Source organism: Ruegeria sp. HKCCSP346 (assembly GCF_017872595.1).
GTDB lineage: Bacteria > Pseudomonadota > Alphaproteobacteria > Rhodobacterales > Rhodobacteraceae > Ruegeria.
The window spans coordinates 21,191-42,768 of the sequence record NZ_JAEDOT010000001.1 but is presented as its reverse complement, the minus strand read 5'-3'; the positions used below and the strand labels follow the sequence as shown (position 1 = coordinate 42,768).

Genomic DNA, 21,578 nt, shown 5'->3' with positions numbered 1-21,578 from the left:
CCCTATTCTGCGTCGGAATTTCTGTCGGCTGCGTCAAGGCCAGCCAGTTGCGAAATCTCTGCGACCATCCGTTCGGAATCGTTCAGTGACAGATCGTTGTCCGTCAGATCCAAACCCGCGCCCTCAATTTCCGGAGGCATGACATCCACCGCGCCGGAAACCGGTTCGACCAGGTCATCGTGCGGCTGCATTCTCCCTCGGCTTTCGATGAACTCCTGCGCTTCGTACCCCGACAAGGCGGGCAGGGTCGAATGTTCGTTCAACCGAACGGCGCGCAACCCGCCACATTGACCAAGGCGGCCAATACCCGTTGGCTTTCGGTCGATGGTCAATATCTCAGTTCTGTCCAGGCGCGCCCCGCGCAATGGCAAAACAAATCCAGGTTGAATCTCTGACAGATCGGACAGTGGCAGCGACATCCGGCACAAAACGGCCTTCAGTTCCGCCCGAACAACACCCGATGCCTGCTCAAGCCGGGGACCGGCCAGATCCGTGACCTCCTCTGCCTTTTCCGGCGTGGCAAGATGCTCTGGAAGAAAGATCGAGATCTGTCCCTGCTGCGCCCCGCCGGCCAGATCAACCGTCAGATCGAAGACGCGGTATTCATCTTCTGTCATGGCCAACGACAAGCCGCGCGAATCTTTCGTACGTGCCGCGAACTCGTATCCCATCAGGCAGACCTGCTCGGCCGCAGCGTCTATTGAGCCGGCAGTCAAGGTCAGAGCGGTTTCGATAAATGGCACCACCATGGCGGCGTCCGTATCCGTAAAGGCCCTTGGGGCCGGATCACCGGGCAGTATTTCACCGATGGTTTGGGTTTGCACAATGGCGGACACCACATGCGGGCTCAGGCAAATCCCTGCGCGCCCCTCCGGCCCGTCAAACACCAACATAAGCCAATCCTGAGCGAATGATTCCGCCATGTCATCCTGCCTGCGACTGGCCTGTTTTGCCCCGATGACAGCCAGGGGAAGGTTCAATCGATCACTTGCTGCCCGCGCAAACCCCAAGCGCAGCGCCCGCAAAACCGAACGCGGGCGATCGCCCAGATCTTTTCGTCCAACAGACAGTTTGCGCGCCAAAGCAGCGCTGACGGTTTGTGACATGGCGCCCGATCACCAGTTGCTTCAATAACTGGCTATTGGTTTACCCTGCCGAGCGTTACGAAGTTCTTTATGGCCGTGTCATTGCGCGGCCTGCTGGAAAGCCAAAGGCAAGCTGACCCGGAAGGCCGCACCGCCCTGCCCGGGCAAATATGTGATCTCACCGCCCAACCGTTGCATGATCTCACGGCAAATGGCCAAACCCAGACCTGCGCCCCCTGCCTTGTCGACCCCGACACGGGCAAATTTCTCGAACACCATCGAACGCGCGCCGGGTGGAATGCCGCTGCCGTTGTCGATGAAATCTATGATGACCCTGCCGCCGACGTCGTGGGCTGAAATGACCAATACCGGTTCTTCCGCGTCACAGTATTTCTGCGCGTTCGAGATCAGGTTGATGAACACCTGCCCCAACCGGTCCAGATCCGTATGCAGGGACATTCGCTCGGCCGTAAGAGTCCGGCGAACCGTGATTTTCCGCTCTGCTCCGGCCAGCGCGCTGGACACCGCCCGGTCCAGAACCGAACGCAAACTGTCATCGCTGAGGTTCAGATTGACCTGCCCGTTTTCCAGCACGCTCAGGTCCAGCAGATCGTCGAGAAGCCGGGTCAGGCGCAAGGCCTCATCGTGAATGATTGCGGCATAACGGGTCTGTTCCTCACGGCTCAGGCCCTCTGTATCCCGCATGATCTCGGAAAATGCTCGGATCGAGGTCATCGGCGTGCGCAACTCGTGACTGACCTGGCTCAGGAAGCTGTCTTTTTGTTCGGAAATCTGCGTAAGCTTGGTGTTTGCTTCGCGCAATTGGCGCGCCGTACGGGACAATTCCGACGACTTCTCTTCCAACTTCCCCGAATACTCCAGAAGCTGCGCCGATTCATCCGCCACCGCCAGCAGATCTTCTACGGAAACTGAAGACCCTCCGACGATTTGGGCAATCATCGCATGCGCCGTGGCGGTGCCGACCGACCCGCTCAACTCTCGCTCCAGCCGGTTCAGGAAACCCGGGGTCGGTTCCGGCATATGCGACCGGCCGCCCTGTTTTTCAGCCTCTGCCTGAAAGAACTCCTGCGCTGGCGCGGTGCCCAGAATACGCTGTGTCATGATCATCAGGTCTTCGCTTTGCGCAACCGAGCCGGACCAGCCACCAGGTGAAACCGAGTGGTCAAAAACATTGACGAATTGCGCACCCTGCAAACGCTCCAGAGGGCTGGGAAAGCTCAGAAGGGACGCTATGCAAAAGGCAATGGTGTTCAGGGACAGGGACCACATCACGGTATGGACCATCGGATCGATCCCTTCGATCCCGAACAGGGCATGAGGACGCAACCAGGCAAGGCCGAACAGCCCATTCTGCATGACGGCCTCCGGCATCCACGGCGCGCCCATACCTGGCAACAAAAGCGTATATATCCAAAGTGCGAAACCGACGCTCAACCCGACCAGCGCCCCTGTCCGGGTTGCTCCGCGCCAGAACAATCCCCCGACCAAAGCAGGTAGAATCTGCGAGATTCCGGCAAAGGCAATCAATCCGATCGAGGCCAGCGCCGCACCACCACCGGACAACCGATAGTAAAAGTAACCCAACGCCATGATCACGGCGATGGACACGCGGCGCGCAACCAGAACGATGCTGCGCACATCGCCCGAAACCGAGCCCGTACCCTCATGCGTGTTCAACCAAATGGGCATGACCACATGGTTCGAAACCATCGTCGACAAGGCCATTGCGCTGACGATGACCATCGACGTTGCGGACGAAAACCCGCCGATAAAGGACAGCATGGCCAACCAGTCATTGCCCTGCGACAGCGGTACCGTCAGCACGAACAGATCGGGATTGGCCCCTTCTGGCAACAGGTCCAGACCAACGACGGCAATTGGCACGACAAAAAGACTCATCAAAAGCAGATAGAGCGGAAACGCCCAGGCGGCGGTTCGCAGATGGCTTTCGTCATCATTTTCGACCACCATAACCTGAAACATGCGCGGCAGGCAGATAAAGGCCGCGGCGGACAGGAATATGAAAGTCGTCCAGCGCCCGGCATCGACGTTCCACTCTCCGATTTCCGAGGCATCTATCCTATCCATCATCGGGCCAACGCCACCGGCAATGCCCCACACTACGAAAACGCCCACGGCGATAAGAGCAAACAATTTGACAACGGCCTCCACTGCAATGGCGGTGACCACACCGTGGTGGCGCTCGTTCACGTCCAGATTGCGCGTGCCGAAAAGAATTGCGAACACCGCAAGCCCCGCTGCCATCCAGAATACACTGGACCCTTCGCGGTACAGACCCGATGAATCGGCTTCGGCAAAAATCGAAAAGGACAAGGTGATTGATTGCAACTGGAGCGCGATGTAGGGTGTTCCGCCAAGCACGGCAAGAATGGTCACACACACGGCAAGCGTGTTCGACTTGCCATAGCGCGATGACAACAGGTCCGCGATAGAGGTCACCCGCTGACTGCGCCCGACCCTCACCAGTTTGCGCAGTCCCCACCACCAACTGACCATCACCAGGGTTGGGCCAAGGTAAATCGTTACAAACTCCAACCCGGACCGCGCGGCATTGCCCACCGCACCATAGAACGTCCATGCCGTGCAATAGATCGACAGCGACAAGGTATAGATCAGGGGCGAGCGCAGCCACTTGCCCCGCCCTGCCGCAGCCATCCGATCGGCGGCGAAAGCCACGGCGAACAAGAAAATGACATAGCCAAGGCAGACCAGGATCAGCGTGTTAATGGTTGCCATCACTCAGCGTCCGCGTCTTGATCCTCGCGCACGCCCAAACGGCGGGCGGCAATTCCAAAAACCAACCCAACCACGATCAGAGCGCCCCAGCAGACAAAGATGTAATACATTGCTGAAGACAAGGGGACAGCCTCGCCCTTGCCGGGCTGATCGGGCCACAATAGCGGAAGCGCCAGCAGAGCCGCCCCCAAGAACGGCAGCAGCCGCGCCGCATCCGCCAGCCTACGTCGGCGATAGCTTTGACGTTCGAGAAAAAGCGAGGGGCGTGCGCCCTGTGGTGCGCCCTTTTTGCCCTCGCCAGACATCATATTCGCGTCGCCTGCGCGTGAAGATCGCGCACAGCCGTCAGAACTTCGGCATTGGAAAACGGTTTGGTCATGAAACGGCTGACACCAGCGTTTTCCGCCATTTCCCTGTCGCGCGATTGACCGCGCGCCGTCAGCATCAAAACCGGCAAACCTGCCAGCTCTTCCATCTCTCGGATGTCCCGCAGGATATCCATGCCACTCTTGCCCGGCAGCATGACGTCCAGAATGACCAGATCGGGCTGTGCCCTCTGAATCACCTGAACCGCATCCGTGCCATCGCCATGCGTGTCCACCTGCCATCCCTCGCGGGTCAGCAGAAACCGGATTGCTTCGGCAATGTTCGGCTCGTCCTCGATTAACAGAACCTTACGGCTCATATTTTCAGTTCCTCCCCAAGACCGTTCCTCCATCCTCAGATCGGTCCCCGCCAGATTAAGCCTTCTGTCGGGAAAGTGTCAAAAGCCTTCGCTCAAAATCGACGGTTCGCGGCGGGCCTTGCAAGCATTGCTGGGACAGACGCGGCAGTTTGGCCCGACTTGCGTGACCGGAGCGGCACCTGCCGCCTCGTTGCCCGAACGGACCAGCATAACCGAGCGATAAACGGGATCCTGATCATACCCCAATACCGCATAAGGCCAAGCATAGGCGAAGCATTCGAATTCAGCCGGGGTCCGCCCCATCTGGACAACCTGCTTGCGCACCGGAACAAGTGGGCGGCTCAAAGCCGTGAACAACGGCCACAGCGGGCAAACCTCACCGTGCCGCGCCAAAGCAAAGCCCGGGATCGGCTTGATGAACAATATGCTGCCGGATGCATCGCACAGCACCATGCCAACCGGCTGCGGTAACACGTCATCAGGTATGAACGCCAATCGACGCAGAACGGTGGCGACGTCCACGGAAAAGCGATAAGCCAACGCAATGGGATCCGTGTCGCCTTTTTGCAGGCTCGATCGAAGCGCATCCAGCGGCAAAGCGATTGCATCATCGCGATACATCTTCAGAACTTCACGCGCCACAGTTCGGGCAGCCGACGTGTTGAGACTGCTCAGATCAACGGCATCCACGTCCTCGCCCTGTTCCAATTCCGGAAAACTGTACCTGCGGGATTCGAAGAACGCTTCGACCTCTTCAAGCGGAACACCGCGCGGATCAATTGACGAGTCGCTTTCGTCCAAAAAGGTTACAAGTGCCTTTGAACTCCCGGCCAGCCGCTCTGCATCCTGGTGCAGGTTTTTGTGAAACCGTTCCCGCCACTCTGCTTCGATGTCCTCTGTGTCTGCAAGAATTGCCGCTGTTGAACGAATCGCCGCCGCCGTTGACAGCACTTCGTGCATTGATGCCGCAAGATGCGGGTCATGAGTCAGGCGGTCCGACAAGATCTCGACATTCCGCTCAAGCGAAACAACCCGGCGGTGCATCTGCGCAAGAACCCCGGCCCATCCGGGAAAGCGCCCGGCAAATTCTTCCAGCCCGTCCACTTCGGCCTGCTGCCCGACGGCGTCATCCGCCGCTTCCCGCAAGGCCGACACGAGGGTTGCCTCGATCCCCTGTGTCAGGACAGAGGGTTCGACGGAAAGCGCTGACGCTATATCCACCAGCAATTTGCCACCGATCCGGCGGCGGTTATGTTCGATCAGGTTCAGGTAGGACGCGGATATCCCGGCAAGGCGGGCAAGTTCCGCTTGCCGAAGCCCGGCAATCTGCCGTCTTTCCCGAATACGGCTTCCCGTCAACATATCGCGCATGATCGTATTCTCCTGACAAGGCTTCAGCCACTTTTTTCAGAACATATCATGTGTTTCGCTAGTTTACCGAGATATTTTCAAACCATATTTACAACCTTAACAAAAGCGGCAGCCGCCAATGCGCATCAATGGCCACAATAAGCCGCATCTCCCCTTCAATTCCGAGTGGTTTCCCGGCACGATAAGCGGATGAGTGACCCCGCCTTTGAATATGCACCGATCGGGCTTGTTGAACTGGAAAACCGGATCATCAGACGCTGCAATCTGCAATTCGCCCGCACTTTCGGCGGGGAAGAGGCCGATTACCGCAACATGCCGCTGTTGCATCTCTATCCCTCGGTCGCGGATTGGGAGAGGATCGGGGAACGCAGCCTGCAAGTGATGCGAGACACCGGGTACTACACGGATGAACGCGTCATGCGGCGCCGCAATGGTGATCTGTTCTGGTGCCGCGCCCGTGGCCGCTCTTTGACGCCCGATGACCCTTTCCGCCATGGAATCTGGAGCTTTTCCGACATCTCGGAAGAACGTCCCCTTGTCGAATTGACCGTTCGAGAACGCGAAGTGGCGATCCTGTCCTGCCGTGGCCTGTCCGCCAAGGAAATCGGTGCTGAACTGGGCCTGAGTTACCGCACAATCGAAGCCTATCGCGCCCGTCTGCTTGAGAAATTCGGCGCCCGCAAACTGTCCGAGCTTGTCGCCAAATTGTCAGGGATGCCTCTGTAACCTGTCCGCCCCTTTAAATTATGCGGGATTCCCGCCTGTGATGGTGCGAGTCGGCGCTTTTCATGCACCGCCGCTTAGCCTATAACCCTGCGTAATTTGATCAGAGCCCGCAAGAAACAGACGGGCCAAAGGGGAACCGTCGAGGACACTCATGACAGACACCAAACACGAAGCGGATGTGGCATTCATCAAGGCTCTGGCCGAGTTGCTGCGTGACAATGACCTGACCGAATTGCAGGTCAAGCGCGAATATGGCGAGGAAGACAGCCTGAACGTGCGCGTAAGCCGCATGACACAGGCCGCAGCTGCACCAGTTCAGGTTGCCGTGCCTGCGGCAGCACCAGCTCCTGCCGCTGCGGCTGCGCCTGCCGTGGCCGAAGCCCCTGCCGCTCAGGAAGATCCGGCCAGCCACCCTGGTGCTGTGACCTCTCCCATGGTTGGAACCGTCTATATGCAGCCCGAGCCCGGCGCGCCCGCATTTATCTCGGTCGGCGCTTCCGTTTCCGAAGGCGACACGCTGCTGATCGTCGAAGCGATGAAGACGATGAACCACATCCACGCGCCCAAGTCGGGCACGATCAAGCGTGTTCTGGTCGGCGATGGCGACGCTGTGGAGTTTGGCACACCTCTGGTCATCATCGAGTAAGGCGGGCCCATGTTCGACAAGATCCTGATTGCCAACCGAGGCGAGATCGCCCTGCGCGTCATCCGCGCTGCCCGCGAGATGGGGATTAAGACGGTTGCCGTCCACTCCACCGCGGATAGCGACGCAATGCATGTGCGCATGGCGGACGAATCGGTCTGCATCGGCCCCCCGCCCAGCCCCCAGAGTTACCTGTCCGTGCCCGCGATCATATCGGCCTGTGAAATCACCGGTGCGCAGGCGATCCACCCTGGCTATGGCTTCCTGTCCGAGAATGCCGAGTTCGTGCAGATCGTCGAAGATCACGACATCACGTTCATCGGCCCCACCGCAGAACACATCCGCGTCATGGGCGACAAGATCACTGCCAAGGACACGATGAAGGCGCTGGGAGTGCCTTGCGTGCCGGGATCAGACGGCGGCGTGCCTGATCTTGCGACGGCCAAGAAGATCGGTGAGGAATTCGGCTATCCGGTCATCATCAAGGCTACCGCAGGCGGCGGCGGTCGCGGCATGAAAGTTGCGATGAACGCTGACGAAATGGAAAGCGCCTTCATGACTGCGCGGGCCGAGGGCAAGGCCGCCTTTGGCAATGACGAAGTCTATATCGAGAAATACCTGACCACGCCGCGCCACATCGAAATTCAGGTGTTTGGCGACGGGAAAGGCAAGGCTGTTCATCTGGGCGAACGGGATTGTTCGCTTCAGCGGCGCCACCAGAAGGTGTTCGAAGAGGCCCCAGGCCCCTGCATCACACCCGAAGAACGCGCCAGGATCGGCAAGATCTGCGCGGATGCGGTAGCGAAAATCAATTATATCGGCGCCGGCACCATCGAGTTCCTCTACGAAAATGGCGAGTTCTATTTCATCGAAATGAACACCCGCCTTCAGGTGGAACATCCGGTCACCGAAGGTATCTTTGGCGTCGATCTGGTGCGCGAACAAATCCTTGTCGCAGCGGGTGAACCGATGTCGTTCGGTCAGGACGATCTGGAAATCAACGGCCACGCCATCGAGGTTCGGATCAACGCTGAAAAGCTTCCGAAATTTTCACCCTGCCCCGGCAAGATCACGGCCTATCACGCGCCGGGGGGCCTTGGTGTTCGAATGGACTCGGCTCTCTATGACGGGTATTCGATTCCACCCTATTATGACTCTCTGATCGCCAAGCTGATCGTGCAGGGTCGTGACCGGGCCGAAGCGCTGGCCCGACTGGAACGCGCACTGGGGGAATTGATTGTCGACGGTATCGATACCACGGTCCCTCTGTTCCACGCACTGCTGCAGGAACCCGATCTGCACAGCGGCGACTACAACATCCACTGGCTGGAGCGCTGGCTTGCGGAGAACATGGAACAATAGTCACCAAGGACCGGAGGGCGCCTGCCCTCCGGTTGCCTCATACCTGACATGAGCCTGTCCCCAGAACTTTTGTTGCATGGCTATTCCATCGGTATCTTTCCGATGGCCGAGCATCGCGATGACCCCGACCTGTTTTGGGTCGATCCCAAGTTTCGCGGCGTCTTTCCATTGGACAGTTTCCACATTTCTCGAAGCCTGGCGCGCCGTATCCGAAACTGCGGGTTCGATTTCTCGATCGACCAGGACTTTTCCGGCGTCGTCGACGGGTGCGCCGACAGGGCAGATACCTGGATCAACGCCGAACTTCATGACCTGTACCGCCAGCTGCACCAAACAGGGTATGCGCATTCACTGGAAGTCTGGGAAAACAACACGCTGGTGGGCGGCGTCTATGGCGTGACCCTAGGCGCAGCATTCTTCGGCGAAAGCATGTTTTCAAGACGCAAAGACGCCTCGAAGATCGCCCTCGCCTATCTTGTGGACCGCCTGAGGCAAACCGGGTTCCGTCTGTTTGACACGCAGTTTCTGACCGCGCACCTGGCCTCTTTGGGCGCAATCGAAATTCCGCGCGGCGCCTACAAGAAAGAGCTGGAAAAGGCCTTGAACCACAGCGCCGATTTCTCGGTGCCGCTGAATCAATCGGCGGCGGGTGTGATACACCGTATGACCCAAACGTCATAACGCGCGTGATCCAGCGCATTCAATGCAGGGGAGGTTGCGATCATCCAACCGTCAAACAGCTGATCGGCCTTCCCACTCTCCCAGATGGTCAGATAGGCGAATGCGTCACCCGTTGGATTGTCAACAGGAAAACGGCAATCTCCCAAGGCAACATCCAGCCCAAAAATCGCTGCCGTCGCGCCGGTCTGCAATTCAACATCGACAGTCTGGCCGTTCACCTTGTCCAGGCCCCGCAGCATTGCCCCGGGCCCAGATTGAACTTTCTGCTGCGCGGCCGCACCTGTGGCGGCCAGCAACAAGGCAAGAATCGTGGCGCGCATCATTCGCTGCCGTCTCCGGCTACGAACTTGACCAGCAGCGAAATCAGGCTGACCGCGCCCTGCGTATCCTCGATCTCGTCGCCGGGATCAAAGTAGAATGGTGACCCACCTGGCATCACCTCGACGAAATTGCCCCCCAGCAAACCTTCTGAGGAAATGACAATGGCACTGTCGTCCGGCACCAGAATGCCGTTCGCAATCGTGAAAGTCGTGTCAGCGCGGTAGGTATCCGGGTTCAGGGTGACGCCCGTCACAGTCCCGATCTTGACGCCCGCAAGGCGCACATCCGTACCGACACCCACCCCCTCCAGAGATCTGAAAGACGCGCCCAGTTCATATCCAGCGGCACCTTGCGACAAGCCCGTCGATTGGCTGGCATAGACACCAAATGCAACGGCACCGGCCAATACGACGCCGCCGACAAGAACTTCGGTCCAGTTATGGGTCGACATTATCGCCTCGTTTATTCCGGGCTCCAGGCCTCATAGTCCTTACGTTCAACCGGTTCCGCGCGACGCAGAGATCCGGCAGGAGCATAGGCCAGCGCGGTGCCGGTCAGGTTTTCCTGATGTGGTTTTTCCCAGGATTTATGCGGCAGCGGTTTATCTGTCGGAGGCTCGTCCCAAGTGCGATGCAACCAACCATGCCATTCAGGATCAACCCGGCTGGCTTCGGCCTCGCCATTGAAGATAACCCAACGCTTGCTGTCATCAGCATTGCGGTAAAACACGTTGCCTTCATTGTCTTCGCCCACTTTCACGCCCTTGCGTGCAGTGTAGATCTGAGTGTTCAAAGTTGACCCATTCCACCAGGTCACGGCTCGCAAAAGACTGTTCAGGATTCCCATCGGGTGCCTCCGGCATTTCGTCGAAGAAAGGTATGGACCAAAGGCCCGCCAAGGTCCAGTGCCCCTGATACCACCTGCGTCACTCCGGCAAAAAGGCGGTCACTTCGATCTCAATCCTGTATTTCGGATCAATCAAACCGCATTCGATCATCGTCGCAGCCGGTGGATTGGCGCCAAAAGTCTCGGCCAGGATCGGCCAGCACGGCTCAAACTCGTTGCGGTCCGGCAACATGTAGGTGACCCGAACCACATCGTCGAAGCCTGCGCCTGCCTCAGCCAGCGCCTTGCCGATGATGTCCAGCGCAGACCGGCATTGCGCCACCACGTCCTCGCCCTGCCCGACGGTCCCGGCGACATGAACCCAGCCGCCCGCAACCACTGCGCGGCAGTACCCGACCTTGGCTTCGAACTCACCACCCGAAGAAATGCGCTGCACTGCCATAATCCGTCACCTTTGATGTTCGAAAACTTGCTTAAGCTTCCGCCGCCTGACCACGCATGACTTCGCGTGCGAGCGACGGATCCACAGCTTCATCTGGCTAAAAATATCCCGGGGGGATGCCCGAAGGGCAGCGGGGGCAGAGCCCCCTGAACCGGTTCAAGTGAAGTCCCGCCGTCGCGGTAAAAGCCCGGCCTCAGCCCGCCGAGGCCGATTCCTTGGCCGCATCGGCATAGATGAACAGCGGCTGCGCGTCGGACATCACCGCCTCTTCGTTCACCACAACCTCGCTGACATTTTTCATGCCCGGCAGTTCGAACATGGTGTCCAGCAGAATATCCTCGAGAATAGACCGCAGGCCGCGCGCGCCGGTTTTGCGCTCGATGGCCTTTTTGGCGATTGCTTTCAAGGCATCATCCGTAAAGGCCAGTTCAACATCTTCCAGTTCGAACAAACGCTGGTATTGCTTGACCAATGCGTTCTTGGGTTTGGTCAGGATGGTCACCAGCGCGTCTTCATCCAGATCCTCAAGCGTCGCCAGAACCGGCAGACGACCGACGAATTCCGGGATCAGTCCGAATTTCAGCAGATCCTCGGGTTCCAGATCTTTGAATATCTCACCTACACCGCGGTCGTCATTGTCGCGCACATCGGCGCCAAAGCCCATGGCAGAGCCTTTGCCACGTTGCGCGATGATCTTGTCCAGACCCGCAAATGCACCGCCACAGATGAACAGAATGTTCGTCGTGTCCACTTGCAGGAATTCCTGCTGAGGATGCTTGCGGCCACCCTGTGGGGGGACGCTGGCCACCGTCCCTTCCATCAGTTTCAGCAATGCCTGCTGCACGCCCTCACCCGACACGTCACGCGTGATCGAGGGGTTTTCGGATTTGCGAGTAATCTTGTCGACCTCATCGATATAGACGATGCCGCGCTGCGCGCGTTCGACGTTGTACTCACTCGCCTGCAACAGCTTGAGAATGATGTTTTCGACATCCTCACCAACATAGCCGGCTTCGGTCAGGGTCGTCGCGTCAGCCATGGTAAACGGCACGTCCAGAATACGCGCCAGCGTTTGCGCCAGCAGCGTCTTACCGCAACCAGTCGGACCGATCAGCAGGATATTCGACTTTGCCAGTTCGATATCGCTGCCCGCTTTCTGTGCGTGGTTCAAACGCTTGTAATGGTTGTGAACGGCCACCGACAGAACCCGCTTTGCCGTGGCCTGACCGATTACATAATCGTCCAGAACTTCACAGATATCCTTTGGCGTCGGAACGCCGTCAGATGACTTCAGTCCGCTGGCCTTGGTCTCTTCGCGGATGATGTCCATGCACAGCTCAACACATTCATCACAGATGAAAACCGTGGGGCCTGCGATCAGCTTACGGACCTCATGCTGGCTTTTGCCGCAGAAGCTGCAGTAGAGCGTGTTTTTCCCATCGCCGCCTGAATTCGTCGCCATGATCTACCTTTCGGGCTTCGTCCCTGCGCCCCTTTTCGGGGGCGCTTACACCTGTGTGTGCAGCTTAGGCCAGCACTCTGGCGGCTACAATCTCAAAATGACCCCCGCGCCGGTGACGCGGGGTATCGGCCTCAGGCCTCTTCCGTGTCCATTTTCGCTCGATTTTCAACGATCTCATCGATGTGACCCCATTCCTTGGCCTCTTCCGGGCTCATGAAATTGTCACGATCCAGCGCTTTTTCGACCGCCTTTTTCGTCTGCCCCGTATGACGTACGTAGATGTCATACAGGCGATCCTTCAGCTTTTGGGTTTCGGCCGCGTGAATCATGATGTCACTGGCCTGGCCCTGGTACCCGCCACTGGGCTGGTGCACCATGATGCGGCTGTTGGGCAGTGAAAAGCGCATTCCCTTCTCGCCCCCGGCCAGCAGGACCGAGCCCATCGAGGCCGCCTGACCGATCACCAATGTGGAACATTTCGGCTTGATGTATTGCATAGTGTCGTAAATCGACAAACCGCTGGTTACCACTCCGCCGGGCGAGTTTATGTAGATCGAGATTTCCTTGTTGGGGTTTTCAGCTTCGAGGTGCAGCAATTGCGCCACAACAAGATGGCTCATCCCATCATGAATCGGTCCGTTGATGAATATGATCCGCTCTTTCAGCAGGCGGGAGAAAATATCATAGGCGCGCTCGCCCCGGCTGGTCTGCTCAACGACCATGGGAACAAGTGTATTCATGTAGGTTTCTACGGGATCGAACATTCGTAACCTGCCTGTTTAGCTATGGATCGGGACAATATCCCAACAAGTGTTACCTGAGTCTTAGTGTCGGCTAAGGGGGGCTGCAAGGGGGGCAAGTGAGAACGCTGACCGAATGTGGATCATCATCAATCGTCAAGGCGAACCATCTGTTGTTTCCGGCAACGATCAGCAGATCGCCTTAAAGTGAATCATCTGCCCCCTCGCGTTGCGGGAACGTTCAATCCGAATTCCCCTTTCATACATCACGCTATTTTGATTCATACATATAGAAATGAATGTACGAAACATGTACTGAAGGGTCTCACACTCACGTCTCTTTACGTAACGGAAACAACGCCCGGCCAACGGGTTTGCAAGGAACTCAATCGATGGCACTTCCTCAGCTGTCCCAGGACATGTCAAAAGAAGATTTTGACCGCATGGTCACCAACGCGACACGCGCCTCTAATTTTCTCAAAGCGATAAGCCACGAAGGCAGATTGATGATCCTCTGCCATCTGGTGTCCGGTGAAAAATCCGTCACCGAACTGGAAGAATTGCTGTCCGCCAGGCAAGCCGCTGTATCACAGCAACTTTCCCGTCTGCGACTTGAAGGGTTGGTGATACCTCGCAGGGAAGGTAAAGCCATCTACTATCGTCTGGCGGATGATCGTCCCCGCCGCATGCTCGAAGTCGTTTACGAGCTCTTCTGCAGCGACGGCCCGACCTAGGAACTGGCTCCGGTTGAAAAAAGGTGCTACCGAAAAACAATCGAGCACCAAGGAGACGAACATGATCCGCGTAATTCTGATGGGCCTGAGCCTGTTTGCACTGACTGCCTGCGAAACCGCCAAAGGCGCCGGCAAGGATATCGAAAAAGCCGGAGATGCCATCCAAGGCGCAGCAACCGACGTGCAGGAAAGCCTGTAATACACTTTATTTTGCGCCGCGCGCGGGCCTTCTCTCAATATGTAGTTGAAAGACATGGCATGCCGCGGTAGCTTTCCCTTACAGGTGCATAGACGCGGCATTGCATCATCTGACGCTAAATCGGGGCTCTTTCGCATACGCAGAAGAGCCCCGGTCCCTTTCGGCAGGGGTGAGTGGTAGCCTGTACGAAACCGAAATCCGGCAAAGGAAAAGGCGCCAGGTGCGCAGACGCGGTCTTTGCATGCGTCCTTTCGGACACTCCTGACGCCTTACCGGGTCGATGCGCTCCGAAGAGCACCCGATCCAGTTGCTACAGCCCCCTGAGAGACTGCAGCGGCTGCATTGTCCCCGAAGAGACATCACAGCGTGCATCGGCCCTCTGAGAAGGTAACCATCCGACTTGGGCATGAAGCCCTCACTCGGCTGATCACCCACCGGTAAGCCATTGCAGTTCAACGCAAATCCTAAGATCCAGTCTCTCTGCCAAGACCCCCGGGCCTTTGCGTCCCACCTTCGGTTTCCGAAGAACCTGTGTGGTTTTCAGACTGTTGCAGCACGCCTTGTATCTGACAAGAAAATAGCACTGCAGCATGAAAATTAGACGGGGATAAATTGTTGGTATCTGCCGGGAAATCTTTGTGGATAATCCGAGAAGTTTCGACTCCACGCATGTTTGTCCCGGGACATTTTCAGGCCTGAACCTGAGCCCGGCTTTTGGCCCAATGCTGCGGGCGCAAAGGCCACCGCACGCGCCATTAGTTGAGAATTGCGGGGTTTGTACAACTCTCGGACCACCAATCTTTCGAATCGTACATACGGAGATTCGCCGATGCGTTGCACCATTTCCCATGCGCGCGCCCATTTGGGCGCTTTGGTCACCCGCGCACAGGACCCGCGCGAAGTGATCATACTGACCCGGCACGGCAAACCGCTGGCCGCTCTGGTCTCGGTCGCAGAAGCGAAGCGGATCTGGCATTTGCAGGATGATGACGAGATCGGGTGGAAACACCCGCTGTCGGGCATTCGCGGAATGTGGTCGCGGGGACGCAACATCCCCGGAATGGAACCGGGACCGGACGGCAGCTATGTCACCGCGCGCGAAGCCGCGCTGAAGGTTCGCGAGATCCAGATGACCCGCGCCGAGGAACGCCGCATTCTTGCGCGGGGTGGTCTGGTTCCTATCGCAGGCGGTGAACTGGCCGCCCGGCCCGTCTCCGCGCTGTGGAGACGATTGTTCAGTTTTTGAGAAGCGGTCCGACCCGCACGTGGCAACCTACTAACCTCCGCCGCAGTCAAAATTGCAGCAGCGATACTTACCCCCTACAATCGTCCGGGCCGGACACGCTTCAGTTCACCTGACGTTCCAGAACGGTGCTGTAGGTCGTTCCGTTCCGCAGGCTACGGAAATCGGCAAAGATCTTGCCATCTTCGTACCGCGCATCGATCAACGCATTCGCGCCGATCAGCAGAGGTGAGGTTTCGACGATGCCGATACTGCCCGTCCCATCGAGGCTGATGGTGCCGGTGGCCTCGTATTCATTCCAGTCGGAATCGCCATCGCGACGCCATTTGCTGTGCCCCCAGAAAACGTTGCCGTCCTGAAGCTGCACATCCAGCATCCATTCGGCCTGATTGAACCGGGGCTGATCGCCTTTGTAGTAATGGCTGGGCTGAACGGTCGTGTAAGACCCCAGCCAGGTGCCGCGCAGGTCGGGCGTGGTATCGGCCAGCGCGGCCGTTCCAAGGGCGAGGGTCGTGGCCAAAGCGGCTGCTCCGGCAGTCATGTATCTGGTCATGGGCTCTCTCCTTCTGTCTGGTCAACAGATTGGGAGCGCCCGGGCGGGTTGCAACTTACTTAAGGGAAACTTCATGATTGGTTCAGCGGGGGCTTAGAATGGTGCTTCAGGCCCAGGCCAGAGCTGTCCCAACAATGACCAGCGCGATGCCGATCCCCTCGCGATAGGAAAAGTTCTCGCCAAACAGGAAATACGAGGCGATGGCGATCAGCACGACCTCGGCCCCCAGAATGCCGGTATAGATGATGCCCAATCGTTCGTTGCGCAGCGCGGCAAGTTCCAGCGTCGCGGCGGCCAGCAACGTGGCAACAATCAAAAGGGTCAGGCCAACACCGGGGATCTTCCACCAGAACTTCATCGAGATCATGGCAACGGAATAGAGACCCGCCGACCCGAGGGCGATGATGGGGATCATGGATGTGGACATAGGGGCCTCCTGCCAAGGTTGCCGTCAGGTCAACACTAGCAGGCGGGCGAGGTCGGGGCGGTGAGGTTGGTTACAGACCCGGTCAGAACACAATCGCGATGAGCTCGGCCAGCCCGATCAGGCCGAGCAACACATTTGACGTCAGGATCAAGCCTTTCATGTTGTGCGATTTGACACCCTTGCCAAAATTCGACGCCGACATGTCCTCATCCATGTCGTCCCGCAGGTTCGCGACATCGGCCAAAGCTGTGCTGCCTGCCAGAATGCCATAGGCCGCAGTGGCAATGACCAGAACAATCAGAACCAGCGAAACCCCTTGAGCGCCAAACCCGATAATGGCAGCGAGCGCCACATAGGCAAAAATTGTCGTCCGCATGATGTAATAGTAATGATCCAGACGGCCCATCGATGTTCTTGAACGCAGAGTCTGATCCATGACAATTCCCCCTGTTTATCAATTGATTGGAATGGGGGGAGTGTAGCATCGATTGTGGTATTTCCGAAATTCGAACATTCGTTCCACAACTGTAGGGCGGGGTGAGGCCCGCCTCGGACACTGTCCAGTGGACAGTTTCAGGGCCGAACGGGCGGAGCCCCAGGCGCAATCGCGTGTGCAACAGTTGATCAGGAGCGATGAGGGCCGCGACCAACCCGAGGGGAGGCGCAAACGCGCCGCCCCATGGGGGCGGGTCGGCGCTACCGGGTGGGAGGCACAGCAAATGCGACCAAACGATTGACAAATATCCCAGAAATAGCTGACTTACAGCAAGCCCCACCTGTAGTAGATAAACCAACGCAACAGGCGGCAATCTTAGATCTCTAGTATCAGGCTCGACCAATATGAAAAGATTTCATGCTAGCAACATTATTTTTTGCCTATCGATCATAGTCACGGGCCTCATACTATTGCTACTTAGTACAAATAGTTGGAGCTATAGCCAGTTCGACATTTCATCTGCTCTGTCGATGATCGGTTCGTTCCTTGTAGTAGCGGCGATCGTAAGCTTCTATTTTGAGAATTTTGCTAAGTTCCAAATGTTTGAAGAGGTTTTTGAAAGAGTCATCGGAAGCGCGAGTGCATTTAGAGCTGGCGTATTTGAGCACTATCAGAACTCTAAGGATATAAATTTCTCTGAAAAAATTAGAAAAAGCAAGTCGCTCACCACGTTCTTTACTTATTCGGACGGATTCCTCAAACGCTACAAGGAAGAAATAGAAGAGCACATTAAGAAGGGTGGCAGTATCAAGTTTTATTTTATTGCCGATAACGCGCCAATAATAGAAATGATGAAAAAATCAGGCTGGAATCAAGAAAGCATTTCAGCAAACTATGCATATCTTAAAAATTTTGCGAACGAGCATGATCAAAACGAAAATGTTCAAGTGATATTCTGCGATGCTGTGCCCAGATACTCTGCAGTAGTCTTTGATCATGAGATGTACATAATTGAGCAAACAAACTCCAAAGGGCAACGCGCTGTTCCTGCAATGAAAATAGACGGTGGCGGCTACCTGGCAGAGTTCTATAGAGATGACCTAAAAAGGCTCGAAGGTTGATGGATAAAAAGTTGAACTCAGCGATAGTCGCTTTCACTGAAAAATTCAGTGAAGAGAAGCTTTTGGAGTTGCTCCGGAAGTCTATTGGTGACGATCCAAGCGACACTTTGACTATTATCGCTGACAAAGGACTGCACCACATCCCCAAAGAACTCTGCATTGGAGAAACATATGTTTTTTCCTCAGGTCAGATTAATGTGGAAACGGATAGCACCACTCAGCGCTTTCTAGTTGAACGGATGCGAGAACTAGCGAAAGTACTAAAAGAAAAAAATTGGACGAAAGTCCGCATTATCGTTTCGGGGCACGCCTTACTTTCCATGCAAATAAAACTCTTAGTTTACAGAATCTTACATATCGACAGCGAAGACATTGCATACTTCGGACCAGATGGATATAGAACGATTTCCGTCAACTTTAGAAAAGACGTTCTTCTAGCTAGCGATTCTTAGCCGATTGCTTGCTGGAAACCAAATCACGCGGAAAATTATTTCAATTCAAGGCTGACTGCGCCAACCGCTTTCGCCTACCCGCCGAAAAAATGGCCAGCTTTTAGCTGTCCACCAGCACTATTACTGCAACCGGGTGCCGCACGCGTTTGGCTTTGCCAAACGCTTTCGCGCACTCGCACTTAAAATGGATTACGAATCCATTTTAAGTGCGGAAATAAACGCCTCCTGCGGGATATCCACCTTCCCGAACTGACGCATCTTTTTCTTACCCGCCTTTTGCTTGTCCAGCAGTTTGCGTTTCCGCGTGGCGTCGCCTCCGTAGCATTTTGCGGTCACGTCCTTGCGCAGCGCCGAGAGGGTCTCGCGCGCGATGACCTTGCCTCCGATGGCGGCCTGGATCGGAATTTTGAACATGTGGCGCGGGATCAGGTCCTTGAGCTTTTCGCACATCGCCCGGCCTCGCATCTCGGCCCGGTCGCGGTGAACCATGGTCGACAGCGCGTCGACCGGTTCGTCATTCACCAGCACCGACATCTTGACCAGATTGTCCTCGGTATAGCCGGTCATCTGGTAGTCGAACGAGGCATAGCCCTTGGTCACCGATTTCAGGCGGTCGTAGAAGTCGAAAACAACCTCGTTTAGCGGCAGGTCATAGACGACCATGGCGCGGGAGCCCGCATAGGTCAGGTCCATCTGGATGCCGCGGCGGTCCTGGCAGAGTTTCAGCACGTCGCCCAGGTATTCATCCGGCACAAGGATGGTCGCCTTGATGCGCGGCTCCTCGATATGGTCGACCTTCGAGGGGTCGGGCATGTCGGCGGGGTTGTGCAACTCGATCATCTCGCCGTCTTTCATGTAGACGTGATAGATCACCGACGGCGCGGTGGTGATGAGCTCGATATCGTATTCGCGTTCGATGCGGTCGCGGATGACCTCAAGATGCAGCAGGCCCAAGAAACCGCAGCGGAAGCCAAAGCCAAGCGCGGCCGAAGTTTCCATTTCAAAGCTGAAGCTGGCATCGTTGAGCGCCAGTTTGTCGATTGCATCCCGCAGGTCTTCGAATTCGGCGCTGTCCACTGGGAACAGACCGCAGAACACCACCGGCTGCGCGGGTTTGAAGCCCGGCAGTGCGACTTCGGTCCCGTTGCGGTCATTGGTGATGGTGTCACCTACGCGGGTGTCGCGGACCTGTTTGATGGATGCGGTCAGGAATCCGATCTCGCCGGGGCCAAGCGAGTCGACCATCTGCATCTCGGGGCGGAAGACGCCGACACGGTCGACATGGTGCAGGGTGTTGTTTGACATGAACTTGACCCGCATCCCCTTTTTCAGCGTGCCGTCCATGATGCGGACCAGAACGATGACGCCCAGATAGGCGTCGTACCACGAATCCACCAGCATCGCCTTGAGAGGCGCGTCCAGATTGCCCTTCGGTGCGGGCAGGTGCTGTACGATTGCTTCCAGAGTTTCGTGGATGCCCTGCCCCGTCTTGGCGGAAACCTGAATGGCGTCGGTTGCGTCGATGCCGATCACATCTTCGATCTGTTCGGCGACACGGTCACAGTCGGACGCGGGCAGGTCGATCTTGTTCAGCACCGGCACGATCTCATGATCGGCGTCGATGGCCTGATACACGTTCGCCAGCGTCTGCGCCTCGACCCCTTGGGTCGAGTCGACCACCAGCAGCGAGCCCTCGACCGCGCGCATCGACCGGCTGACCTCATAGGCAAAGTCCACGTGGCCGGGGGTGTCGATCAGGTTCAGCACGTATGCCTCGCCATTGTCGGCGGTATAGTCGATGCGAACCGTGTTGGCCTTGATGGTGATGCCACGCTCGCGCTCGATATCCATGCTGTCGAGCAACTGTTCCTTCATGTCGCGATCCTTCACCGTTCCGGTCTCTTGGATGAGCCGGTCAGCAAGGGTGGATTTGCCATGGTCGATATGCGCGACGATGGAGAAATTGCGGATATGAGCGAGGTCTGTCATGGGTTGGGGATATGTAGAGGAATCGTGGATTGGTCAATGGGGATGTGAATGATCCAGCTAGGGGAATTATATCTAGAAGACCACGACGCCGAGAAGTGGTTCAACAGCTTAGATGAAAGCATCGCTGAACAAGTCGCCTCTTTGGCCGCGCTACGAGCCTTCTTGGTCACTTTGGCAGTCGCCACAAGACAACCAAAATTTGACCTAACACACTGGCGGGAAACACACGCAGATATTCGACTTGCGCTCTGTATTGTGAACAAAGCCTACTTGCCTTGGCGGCCTACCTTTTCATCTCCCCCCTCGACCTTCCAACAAATGGCTCATGCGGAGCTTGATGTTACGTTAACAATTCAGTCAAAGTTCGCAACTTACTGTTTAGAAAACGCAAACGGCACCGAAAGAGAACACTGGTTTGAAGCACTGAAATTTTGCGCTTTGGCTCTCGCGAAGCTATCTTCTGGACATTCATCTGGATTCAAACAAGCTCAAAAAGCGGTATCACTCACTTGGTCACGAGTCATCGAACACGCTAAAGAAGACGCAACAGATCTCAATTCAACGCGCTTCACTGAAATTGCCGCGCCGCTTTTTTCCGAGGACTGGCTATCGGGTGAGCTTTCAAGTCTTTGGAAATTTGCTATAGCTCGATACGATAACGACCCGCCGGAAGGCCCTCGCTTCCAATACTGGCGTGATTGGTATCGTGGATTGCTAATCGGCAAGCCCTTGGACCTAGAGCTGCAATATCGACTATTTGTGATAGATGATACGATTTGGGATGAAGGTCCAGAAGCAGTTTCGGAAGAAATCGAGAAAATCCATGCGAGATTGCAAACCGAAAGAGCCCTAACTGAACTTAAAGATAGTTTGAGCACTCAAACCATCGCGCGCCACGGTATCGGAGGGAACAACCCTCCTGAGAGCATCGAAGACGAACGGTTGTCCGGCGCGATAACCTTGATCTGGGAAGCGACCGAAGAACTCTCGACGGCTTTGGAAGAGGACCGCCCTGCTCGCGAGAGGATTGAGGCTATTCTTGCTAAGTTTAAAGCAGGACTGGTTGGCTTACTCAAGTGGTGCGTTGGCAAGGCAAATTTAGCAGTTGGCACTGTGATCGTTGTAGGCTCAACCAAAGGCACTACAGCGATCGTTGACGCTTACATAGCTAAACACCCGGAGAAAATTGAAGCGTTGATCGAGGCCATTGAAAGGTGGCTCCCGCTCCTGTCCTGACCGGTGCCGGGCTGAAACCCGGCCTACGGGGGTGGCGGGATTGTAT

Annotated in this window: 25 protein-coding genes; 10 read left to right on the top strand and 15 right to left on the bottom strand. The window is 56.5% G+C overall.

What is annotated here, in order from left to right; all coding sequences use genetic code 11:
• Nucleotides 1–2: 2 nt before the first annotated feature.
• The 5 genes from I9185_RS00240 to I9185_RS00220 all read right to left on the bottom strand — a co-directional run bounded on the left by I9185_RS00240 (nucleotide 3) and on the right by I9185_RS00220 (nucleotide 5,919).
• Nucleotides 3–1,106 (bottom strand): flagellar motor switch protein FliM, encoded by a 1,104-nt coding sequence (locus I9185_RS00240; protein WP_209547019.1) that lies wholly within the window; start codon nucleotides 1,104–1,106, stop codon nucleotides 3–5.
• 78 nt (nucleotides 1,107–1,184) lie between these two features.
• On the bottom strand, nucleotides 1,185–3,863 hold the full coding sequence (locus tag I9185_RS00235) for a sensor histidine kinase (protein WP_171638170.1): 2,679 nt from the start codon (nucleotides 3,861–3,863) through the stop codon (nucleotides 1,185–1,187).
• Complete coding sequence (locus tag I9185_RS00230) at nucleotides 3,863–4,171, bottom strand: hypothetical protein (RefSeq protein WP_245218138.1); 309 nt, start codon at nucleotides 4,169–4,171, stop codon at nucleotides 3,863–3,865. Before I9185_RS00230 ends, I9185_RS00235 begins: the two co-directional genes overlap by 1 nt.
• Entirely contained in the window at nucleotides 4,168–4,548 is a 381-nt protein-coding gene (locus I9185_RS00225; RefSeq protein WP_152457354.1) for a response regulator, read from the bottom strand. The genes I9185_RS00230 and I9185_RS00225 overlap by 4 nt, the downstream gene beginning before the upstream one ends.
• 78 nt (nucleotides 4,549–4,626) lie before the next feature.
• Nucleotides 4,627–5,919 (bottom strand): helix-turn-helix transcriptional regulator, encoded by a 1,293-nt coding sequence (locus I9185_RS00220; protein WP_171638172.1) that lies wholly within the window; start codon nucleotides 5,917–5,919, stop codon nucleotides 4,627–4,629.
• Nucleotides 5,920–6,108: 189 nt separating this feature from the next.
• Between I9185_RS00220 and I9185_RS00215 the strand changes: the two genes are divergently transcribed.
• From I9185_RS00215 to aat, 4 genes are all read left to right on the top strand, one after another.
• The gene (locus I9185_RS00215; protein ID WP_152457352.1) at nucleotides 6,109–6,645 is read left to right on the top strand and encodes a helix-turn-helix transcriptional regulator; all 537 of its coding nucleotides are present in this window, start codon (nucleotides 6,109–6,111) and stop codon (nucleotides 6,643–6,645) included.
• Nucleotides 6,646–6,796: 151 nt separating this feature from the next.
• Nucleotides 6,797–7,291, top strand: coding sequence for an acetyl-CoA carboxylase biotin carboxyl carrier protein (accB, locus tag I9185_RS00210; RefSeq protein WP_171638174.1), 495 nt, complete (start codon nucleotides 6,797–6,799; stop codon nucleotides 7,289–7,291).
• A gap of 9 nt (nucleotides 7,292–7,300) precedes the next feature.
• Nucleotides 7,301–8,650, top strand: a complete 1,350-nt coding sequence (gene accC, locus I9185_RS00205) for an acetyl-CoA carboxylase biotin carboxylase subunit (RefSeq protein WP_171638176.1) — start codon at nucleotides 7,301–7,303, stop codon at nucleotides 8,648–8,650.
• Nucleotides 8,651–8,698: 48 nt separating this feature from the next.
• A complete protein-coding gene (aat, locus tag I9185_RS00200; RefSeq protein WP_245218137.1) occupies nucleotides 8,699–9,331 on the top strand; it encodes a leucyl/phenylalanyl-tRNA--protein transferase in 633 nt (210 codons plus the stop codon).
• Here aat and I9185_RS00195 read toward each other — a convergent pair.
• The 6 genes from I9185_RS00195 to I9185_RS00170 all read right to left on the bottom strand — a co-directional run bounded on the left by I9185_RS00195 (nucleotide 9,286) and on the right by I9185_RS00170 (nucleotide 13,166).
• Nucleotides 9,286–9,654, bottom strand: a complete 369-nt coding sequence (locus I9185_RS00195; protein ID WP_209547016.1) for a DUF2155 domain-containing protein — start codon at nucleotides 9,652–9,654, stop codon at nucleotides 9,286–9,288. The two genes, aat and I9185_RS00195, sit on opposite strands and share 46 nt — an antisense overlap.
• On the bottom strand, nucleotides 9,651–10,103 hold the full coding sequence (mlaD, locus tag I9185_RS00190; protein WP_209547013.1) for an outer membrane lipid asymmetry maintenance protein MlaD: 453 nt from the start codon (nucleotides 10,101–10,103) through the stop codon (nucleotides 9,651–9,653). Before mlaD ends, I9185_RS00195 begins: the two co-directional genes overlap by 4 nt.
• Nucleotides 10,104–10,114: 11 nt before the next feature.
• Nucleotides 10,115–10,498: an NADH:ubiquinone oxidoreductase subunit NDUFA12 gene (locus tag I9185_RS00185; protein ID WP_152457346.1), complete on the bottom strand. Its 384-nt coding sequence runs from the start codon at nucleotides 10,496–10,498 to the stop codon at nucleotides 10,115–10,117.
• 79 nt (nucleotides 10,499–10,577) lie between these two features.
• Nucleotides 10,578–10,940, bottom strand: coding sequence for a RidA family protein (locus I9185_RS00180; RefSeq protein WP_209547011.1), 363 nt, complete (start codon nucleotides 10,938–10,940; stop codon nucleotides 10,578–10,580).
• Between the two features lie 193 nt (nucleotides 10,941–11,133).
• On the bottom strand, nucleotides 11,134–12,402 hold the full coding sequence (gene clpX, locus I9185_RS00175; protein ID WP_152457344.1) for an ATP-dependent Clp protease ATP-binding subunit ClpX: 1,269 nt from the start codon (nucleotides 12,400–12,402) through the stop codon (nucleotides 11,134–11,136).
• A gap of 131 nt (nucleotides 12,403–12,533) precedes the next feature.
• Nucleotides 12,534–13,166 carry an ATP-dependent Clp protease proteolytic subunit gene (locus I9185_RS00170; RefSeq protein ID WP_117869644.1) on the bottom strand — a complete coding sequence of 211 codons (633 nt, stop codon included), beginning with the start codon at nucleotides 13,164–13,166 and terminating at the stop codon, nucleotides 12,534–12,536.
• A gap of 368 nt (nucleotides 13,167–13,534) precedes the next feature.
• Here I9185_RS00170 and I9185_RS00165 point away from each other — a divergent pair, with 368 nt between their 5' ends.
• The 3 genes from I9185_RS00165 to I9185_RS00155 all read left to right on the top strand — a co-directional run bounded on the left by I9185_RS00165 (nucleotide 13,535) and on the right by I9185_RS00155 (nucleotide 15,321).
• Nucleotides 13,535–13,876: a metalloregulator ArsR/SmtB family transcription factor gene (locus I9185_RS00165; protein WP_171724387.1), complete on the top strand. Its 342-nt coding sequence runs from the start codon at nucleotides 13,535–13,537 to the stop codon at nucleotides 13,874–13,876.
• A gap of 61 nt (nucleotides 13,877–13,937) precedes the next feature.
• Complete coding sequence (locus I9185_RS00160; protein ID WP_152457342.1) at nucleotides 13,938–14,075, top strand: entericidin A/B family lipoprotein; 138 nt, start codon at nucleotides 13,938–13,940, stop codon at nucleotides 14,073–14,075.
• A gap of 829 nt (nucleotides 14,076–14,904) precedes the next feature.
• On the top strand, nucleotides 14,905–15,321 hold the full coding sequence (locus tag I9185_RS00155) for a type II toxin-antitoxin system Phd/YefM family antitoxin (protein WP_209547008.1): 417 nt from the start codon (nucleotides 14,905–14,907) through the stop codon (nucleotides 15,319–15,321).
• A gap of 100 nt (nucleotides 15,322–15,421) precedes the next feature.
• On the opposite strand, the gene I9185_RS00150 is transcribed toward I9185_RS00155, so the two are convergent.
• The 3 genes from I9185_RS00150 to I9185_RS00140 form a co-directional block, all read right to left on the bottom strand.
• Nucleotides 15,422–15,871, bottom strand: coding sequence for a hypothetical protein (locus I9185_RS00150; RefSeq protein WP_171724389.1), 450 nt, complete (start codon nucleotides 15,869–15,871; stop codon nucleotides 15,422–15,424).
• Between the two features lie 106 nt (nucleotides 15,872–15,977).
• Nucleotides 15,978–16,298 carry a hypothetical protein gene (locus tag I9185_RS00145; RefSeq protein WP_209547005.1) on the bottom strand — a complete coding sequence of 107 codons (321 nt, stop codon included), beginning with the start codon at nucleotides 16,296–16,298 and terminating at the stop codon, nucleotides 15,978–15,980.
• Nucleotides 16,299–16,380: 82 nt separating this feature from the next.
• Complete coding sequence (locus tag I9185_RS00140) at nucleotides 16,381–16,734, bottom strand: hypothetical protein (RefSeq protein WP_209547002.1); 354 nt, start codon at nucleotides 16,732–16,734, stop codon at nucleotides 16,381–16,383.
• Nucleotides 16,735–17,264: 530 nt separating this feature from the next.
• On the opposite strand from I9185_RS00140, the gene I9185_RS00135 reads away from it, so the two are divergent.
• Together I9185_RS00135 and I9185_RS00130 are read left to right on the top strand one after the other, a co-directional pair.
• Nucleotides 17,265–17,855 (top strand): hypothetical protein, encoded by a 591-nt coding sequence (locus I9185_RS00135; protein ID WP_209546999.1) that lies wholly within the window; start codon nucleotides 17,265–17,267, stop codon nucleotides 17,853–17,855.
• Entirely contained in the window at nucleotides 17,855–18,307 is a 453-nt protein-coding gene (locus tag I9185_RS00130) for a hypothetical protein (RefSeq protein WP_209546996.1), read from the top strand. The genes I9185_RS00135 and I9185_RS00130 overlap by 1 nt, the downstream gene beginning before the upstream one ends.
• Nucleotides 18,308–18,496: 189 nt before the next feature.
• Here the strand turns inward: I9185_RS00130 and lepA are convergent, their stop codons facing one another.
• Complete coding sequence (gene lepA, locus I9185_RS00125; protein ID WP_209546993.1) at nucleotides 18,497–20,296, bottom strand: translation elongation factor 4; 1,800 nt, start codon at nucleotides 20,294–20,296, stop codon at nucleotides 18,497–18,499.
• Between the two features lie 48 nt (nucleotides 20,297–20,344).
• On the opposite strand from lepA, the gene I9185_RS00120 reads away from it, so the two are divergent.
• Nucleotides 20,345–21,532: a hypothetical protein gene (locus tag I9185_RS00120; protein WP_209546990.1), complete on the top strand. Its 1,188-nt coding sequence runs from the start codon at nucleotides 20,345–20,347 to the stop codon at nucleotides 21,530–21,532.
• The last annotated feature ends 46 nt before the right edge of the window (nucleotides 21,533–21,578 follow it).

Excerpts from the sequence above, each read along its gene's own strand:
- I9185_RS00135 (WP_209546999.1), top strand. The coding sequence starts at position 17,265 with ATGATCGGTTCGTTCCTTGTAGTAGCGGCGATCGTAAGCTTCTATTTT.
- clpX (WP_152457344.1), bottom strand. The coding sequence starts at position 12,402 with ATGGCGACGAATTCAGGCGGCGATGGGAAAAACACGCTCTACTGCAGC.
- I9185_RS00185 (WP_152457346.1), bottom strand. The coding sequence starts at position 10,498 with ATGGGAATCCTGAACAGTCTTTTGCGAGCCGTGACCTGGTGGAATGGG.
- I9185_RS00215 (WP_152457352.1), top strand. The coding sequence starts at position 6,109 with ATGAGTGACCCCGCCTTTGAATATGCACCGATCGGGCTTGTTGAACTG.
- I9185_RS00145 (WP_209547005.1), bottom strand. The coding sequence starts at position 16,298 with ATGTCCACATCCATGATCCCCATCATCGCCCTCGGGTCGGCGGGTCTC.
- I9185_RS00195 (WP_209547016.1), bottom strand. The coding sequence starts at position 9,654 with ATGATGCGCGCCACGATTCTTGCCTTGTTGCTGGCCGCCACAGGTGCG.
- I9185_RS00160 (WP_152457342.1), top strand. The coding sequence starts at position 13,938 with ATGATCCGCGTAATTCTGATGGGCCTGAGCCTGTTTGCACTGACTGCC.
- I9185_RS00180 (WP_209547011.1), bottom strand. The coding sequence starts at position 10,940 with ATGGCAGTGCAGCGCATTTCTTCGGGTGGTGAGTTCGAAGCCAAGGTC.
- I9185_RS00220 (WP_171638172.1), bottom strand. The coding sequence starts at position 5,919 with ATGCGCGATATGTTGACGGGAAGCCGTATTCGGGAAAGACGGCAGATT.
- I9185_RS00140 (WP_209547002.1), bottom strand. The coding sequence starts at position 16,734 with ATGGATCAGACTCTGCGTTCAAGAACATCGATGGGCCGTCTGGATCAT.
- accC (WP_171638176.1), top strand. The coding sequence starts at position 7,301 with ATGTTCGACAAGATCCTGATTGCCAACCGAGGCGAGATCGCCCTGCGC.
- I9185_RS00155 (WP_209547008.1), top strand. The coding sequence starts at position 14,905 with ATGCGTTGCACCATTTCCCATGCGCGCGCCCATTTGGGCGCTTTGGTC.
- I9185_RS00240 (WP_209547019.1), bottom strand. The coding sequence starts at position 1,106 with ATGTCACAAACCGTCAGCGCTGCTTTGGCGCGCAAACTGTCTGTTGGA.
- I9185_RS00230 (WP_245218138.1), bottom strand. The coding sequence starts at position 4,171 with ATGATGTCTGGCGAGGGCAAAAAGGGCGCACCACAGGGCGCACGCCCC.
- I9185_RS00170 (WP_117869644.1), bottom strand. The coding sequence starts at position 13,166 with ATGTTCGATCCCGTAGAAACCTACATGAATACACTTGTTCCCATGGTC.
- accB (WP_171638174.1), top strand. The coding sequence starts at position 6,797 with ATGACAGACACCAAACACGAAGCGGATGTGGCATTCATCAAGGCTCTG.
- I9185_RS00225 (WP_152457354.1), bottom strand. The coding sequence starts at position 4,548 with ATGAGCCGTAAGGTTCTGTTAATCGAGGACGAGCCGAACATTGCCGAA.
- I9185_RS00165 (WP_171724387.1), top strand. The coding sequence starts at position 13,535 with ATGGCACTTCCTCAGCTGTCCCAGGACATGTCAAAAGAAGATTTTGAC.
- I9185_RS00235 (WP_171638170.1), bottom strand. The coding sequence starts at position 3,863 with ATGGCAACCATTAACACGCTGATCCTGGTCTGCCTTGGCTATGTCATT.
- I9185_RS00120 (WP_209546990.1), top strand. The coding sequence starts at position 20,345 with ATGATCCAGCTAGGGGAATTATATCTAGAAGACCACGACGCCGAGAAG.
- mlaD (WP_209547013.1), bottom strand. The coding sequence starts at position 10,103 with ATGTCGACCCATAACTGGACCGAAGTTCTTGTCGGCGGCGTCGTATTG.
- lepA (WP_209546993.1), bottom strand. The coding sequence starts at position 20,296 with ATGACAGACCTCGCTCATATCCGCAATTTCTCCATCGTCGCGCATATC.
- aat (WP_245218137.1), top strand. The coding sequence starts at position 8,699 with ATGAGCCTGTCCCCAGAACTTTTGTTGCATGGCTATTCCATCGGTATC.
- I9185_RS00150 (WP_171724389.1), bottom strand. The coding sequence starts at position 15,871 with ATGACCAGATACATGACTGCCGGAGCAGCCGCTTTGGCCACGACCCTC.
- I9185_RS00130 (WP_209546996.1), top strand. The coding sequence starts at position 17,855 with ATGGATAAAAAGTTGAACTCAGCGATAGTCGCTTTCACTGAAAAATTC.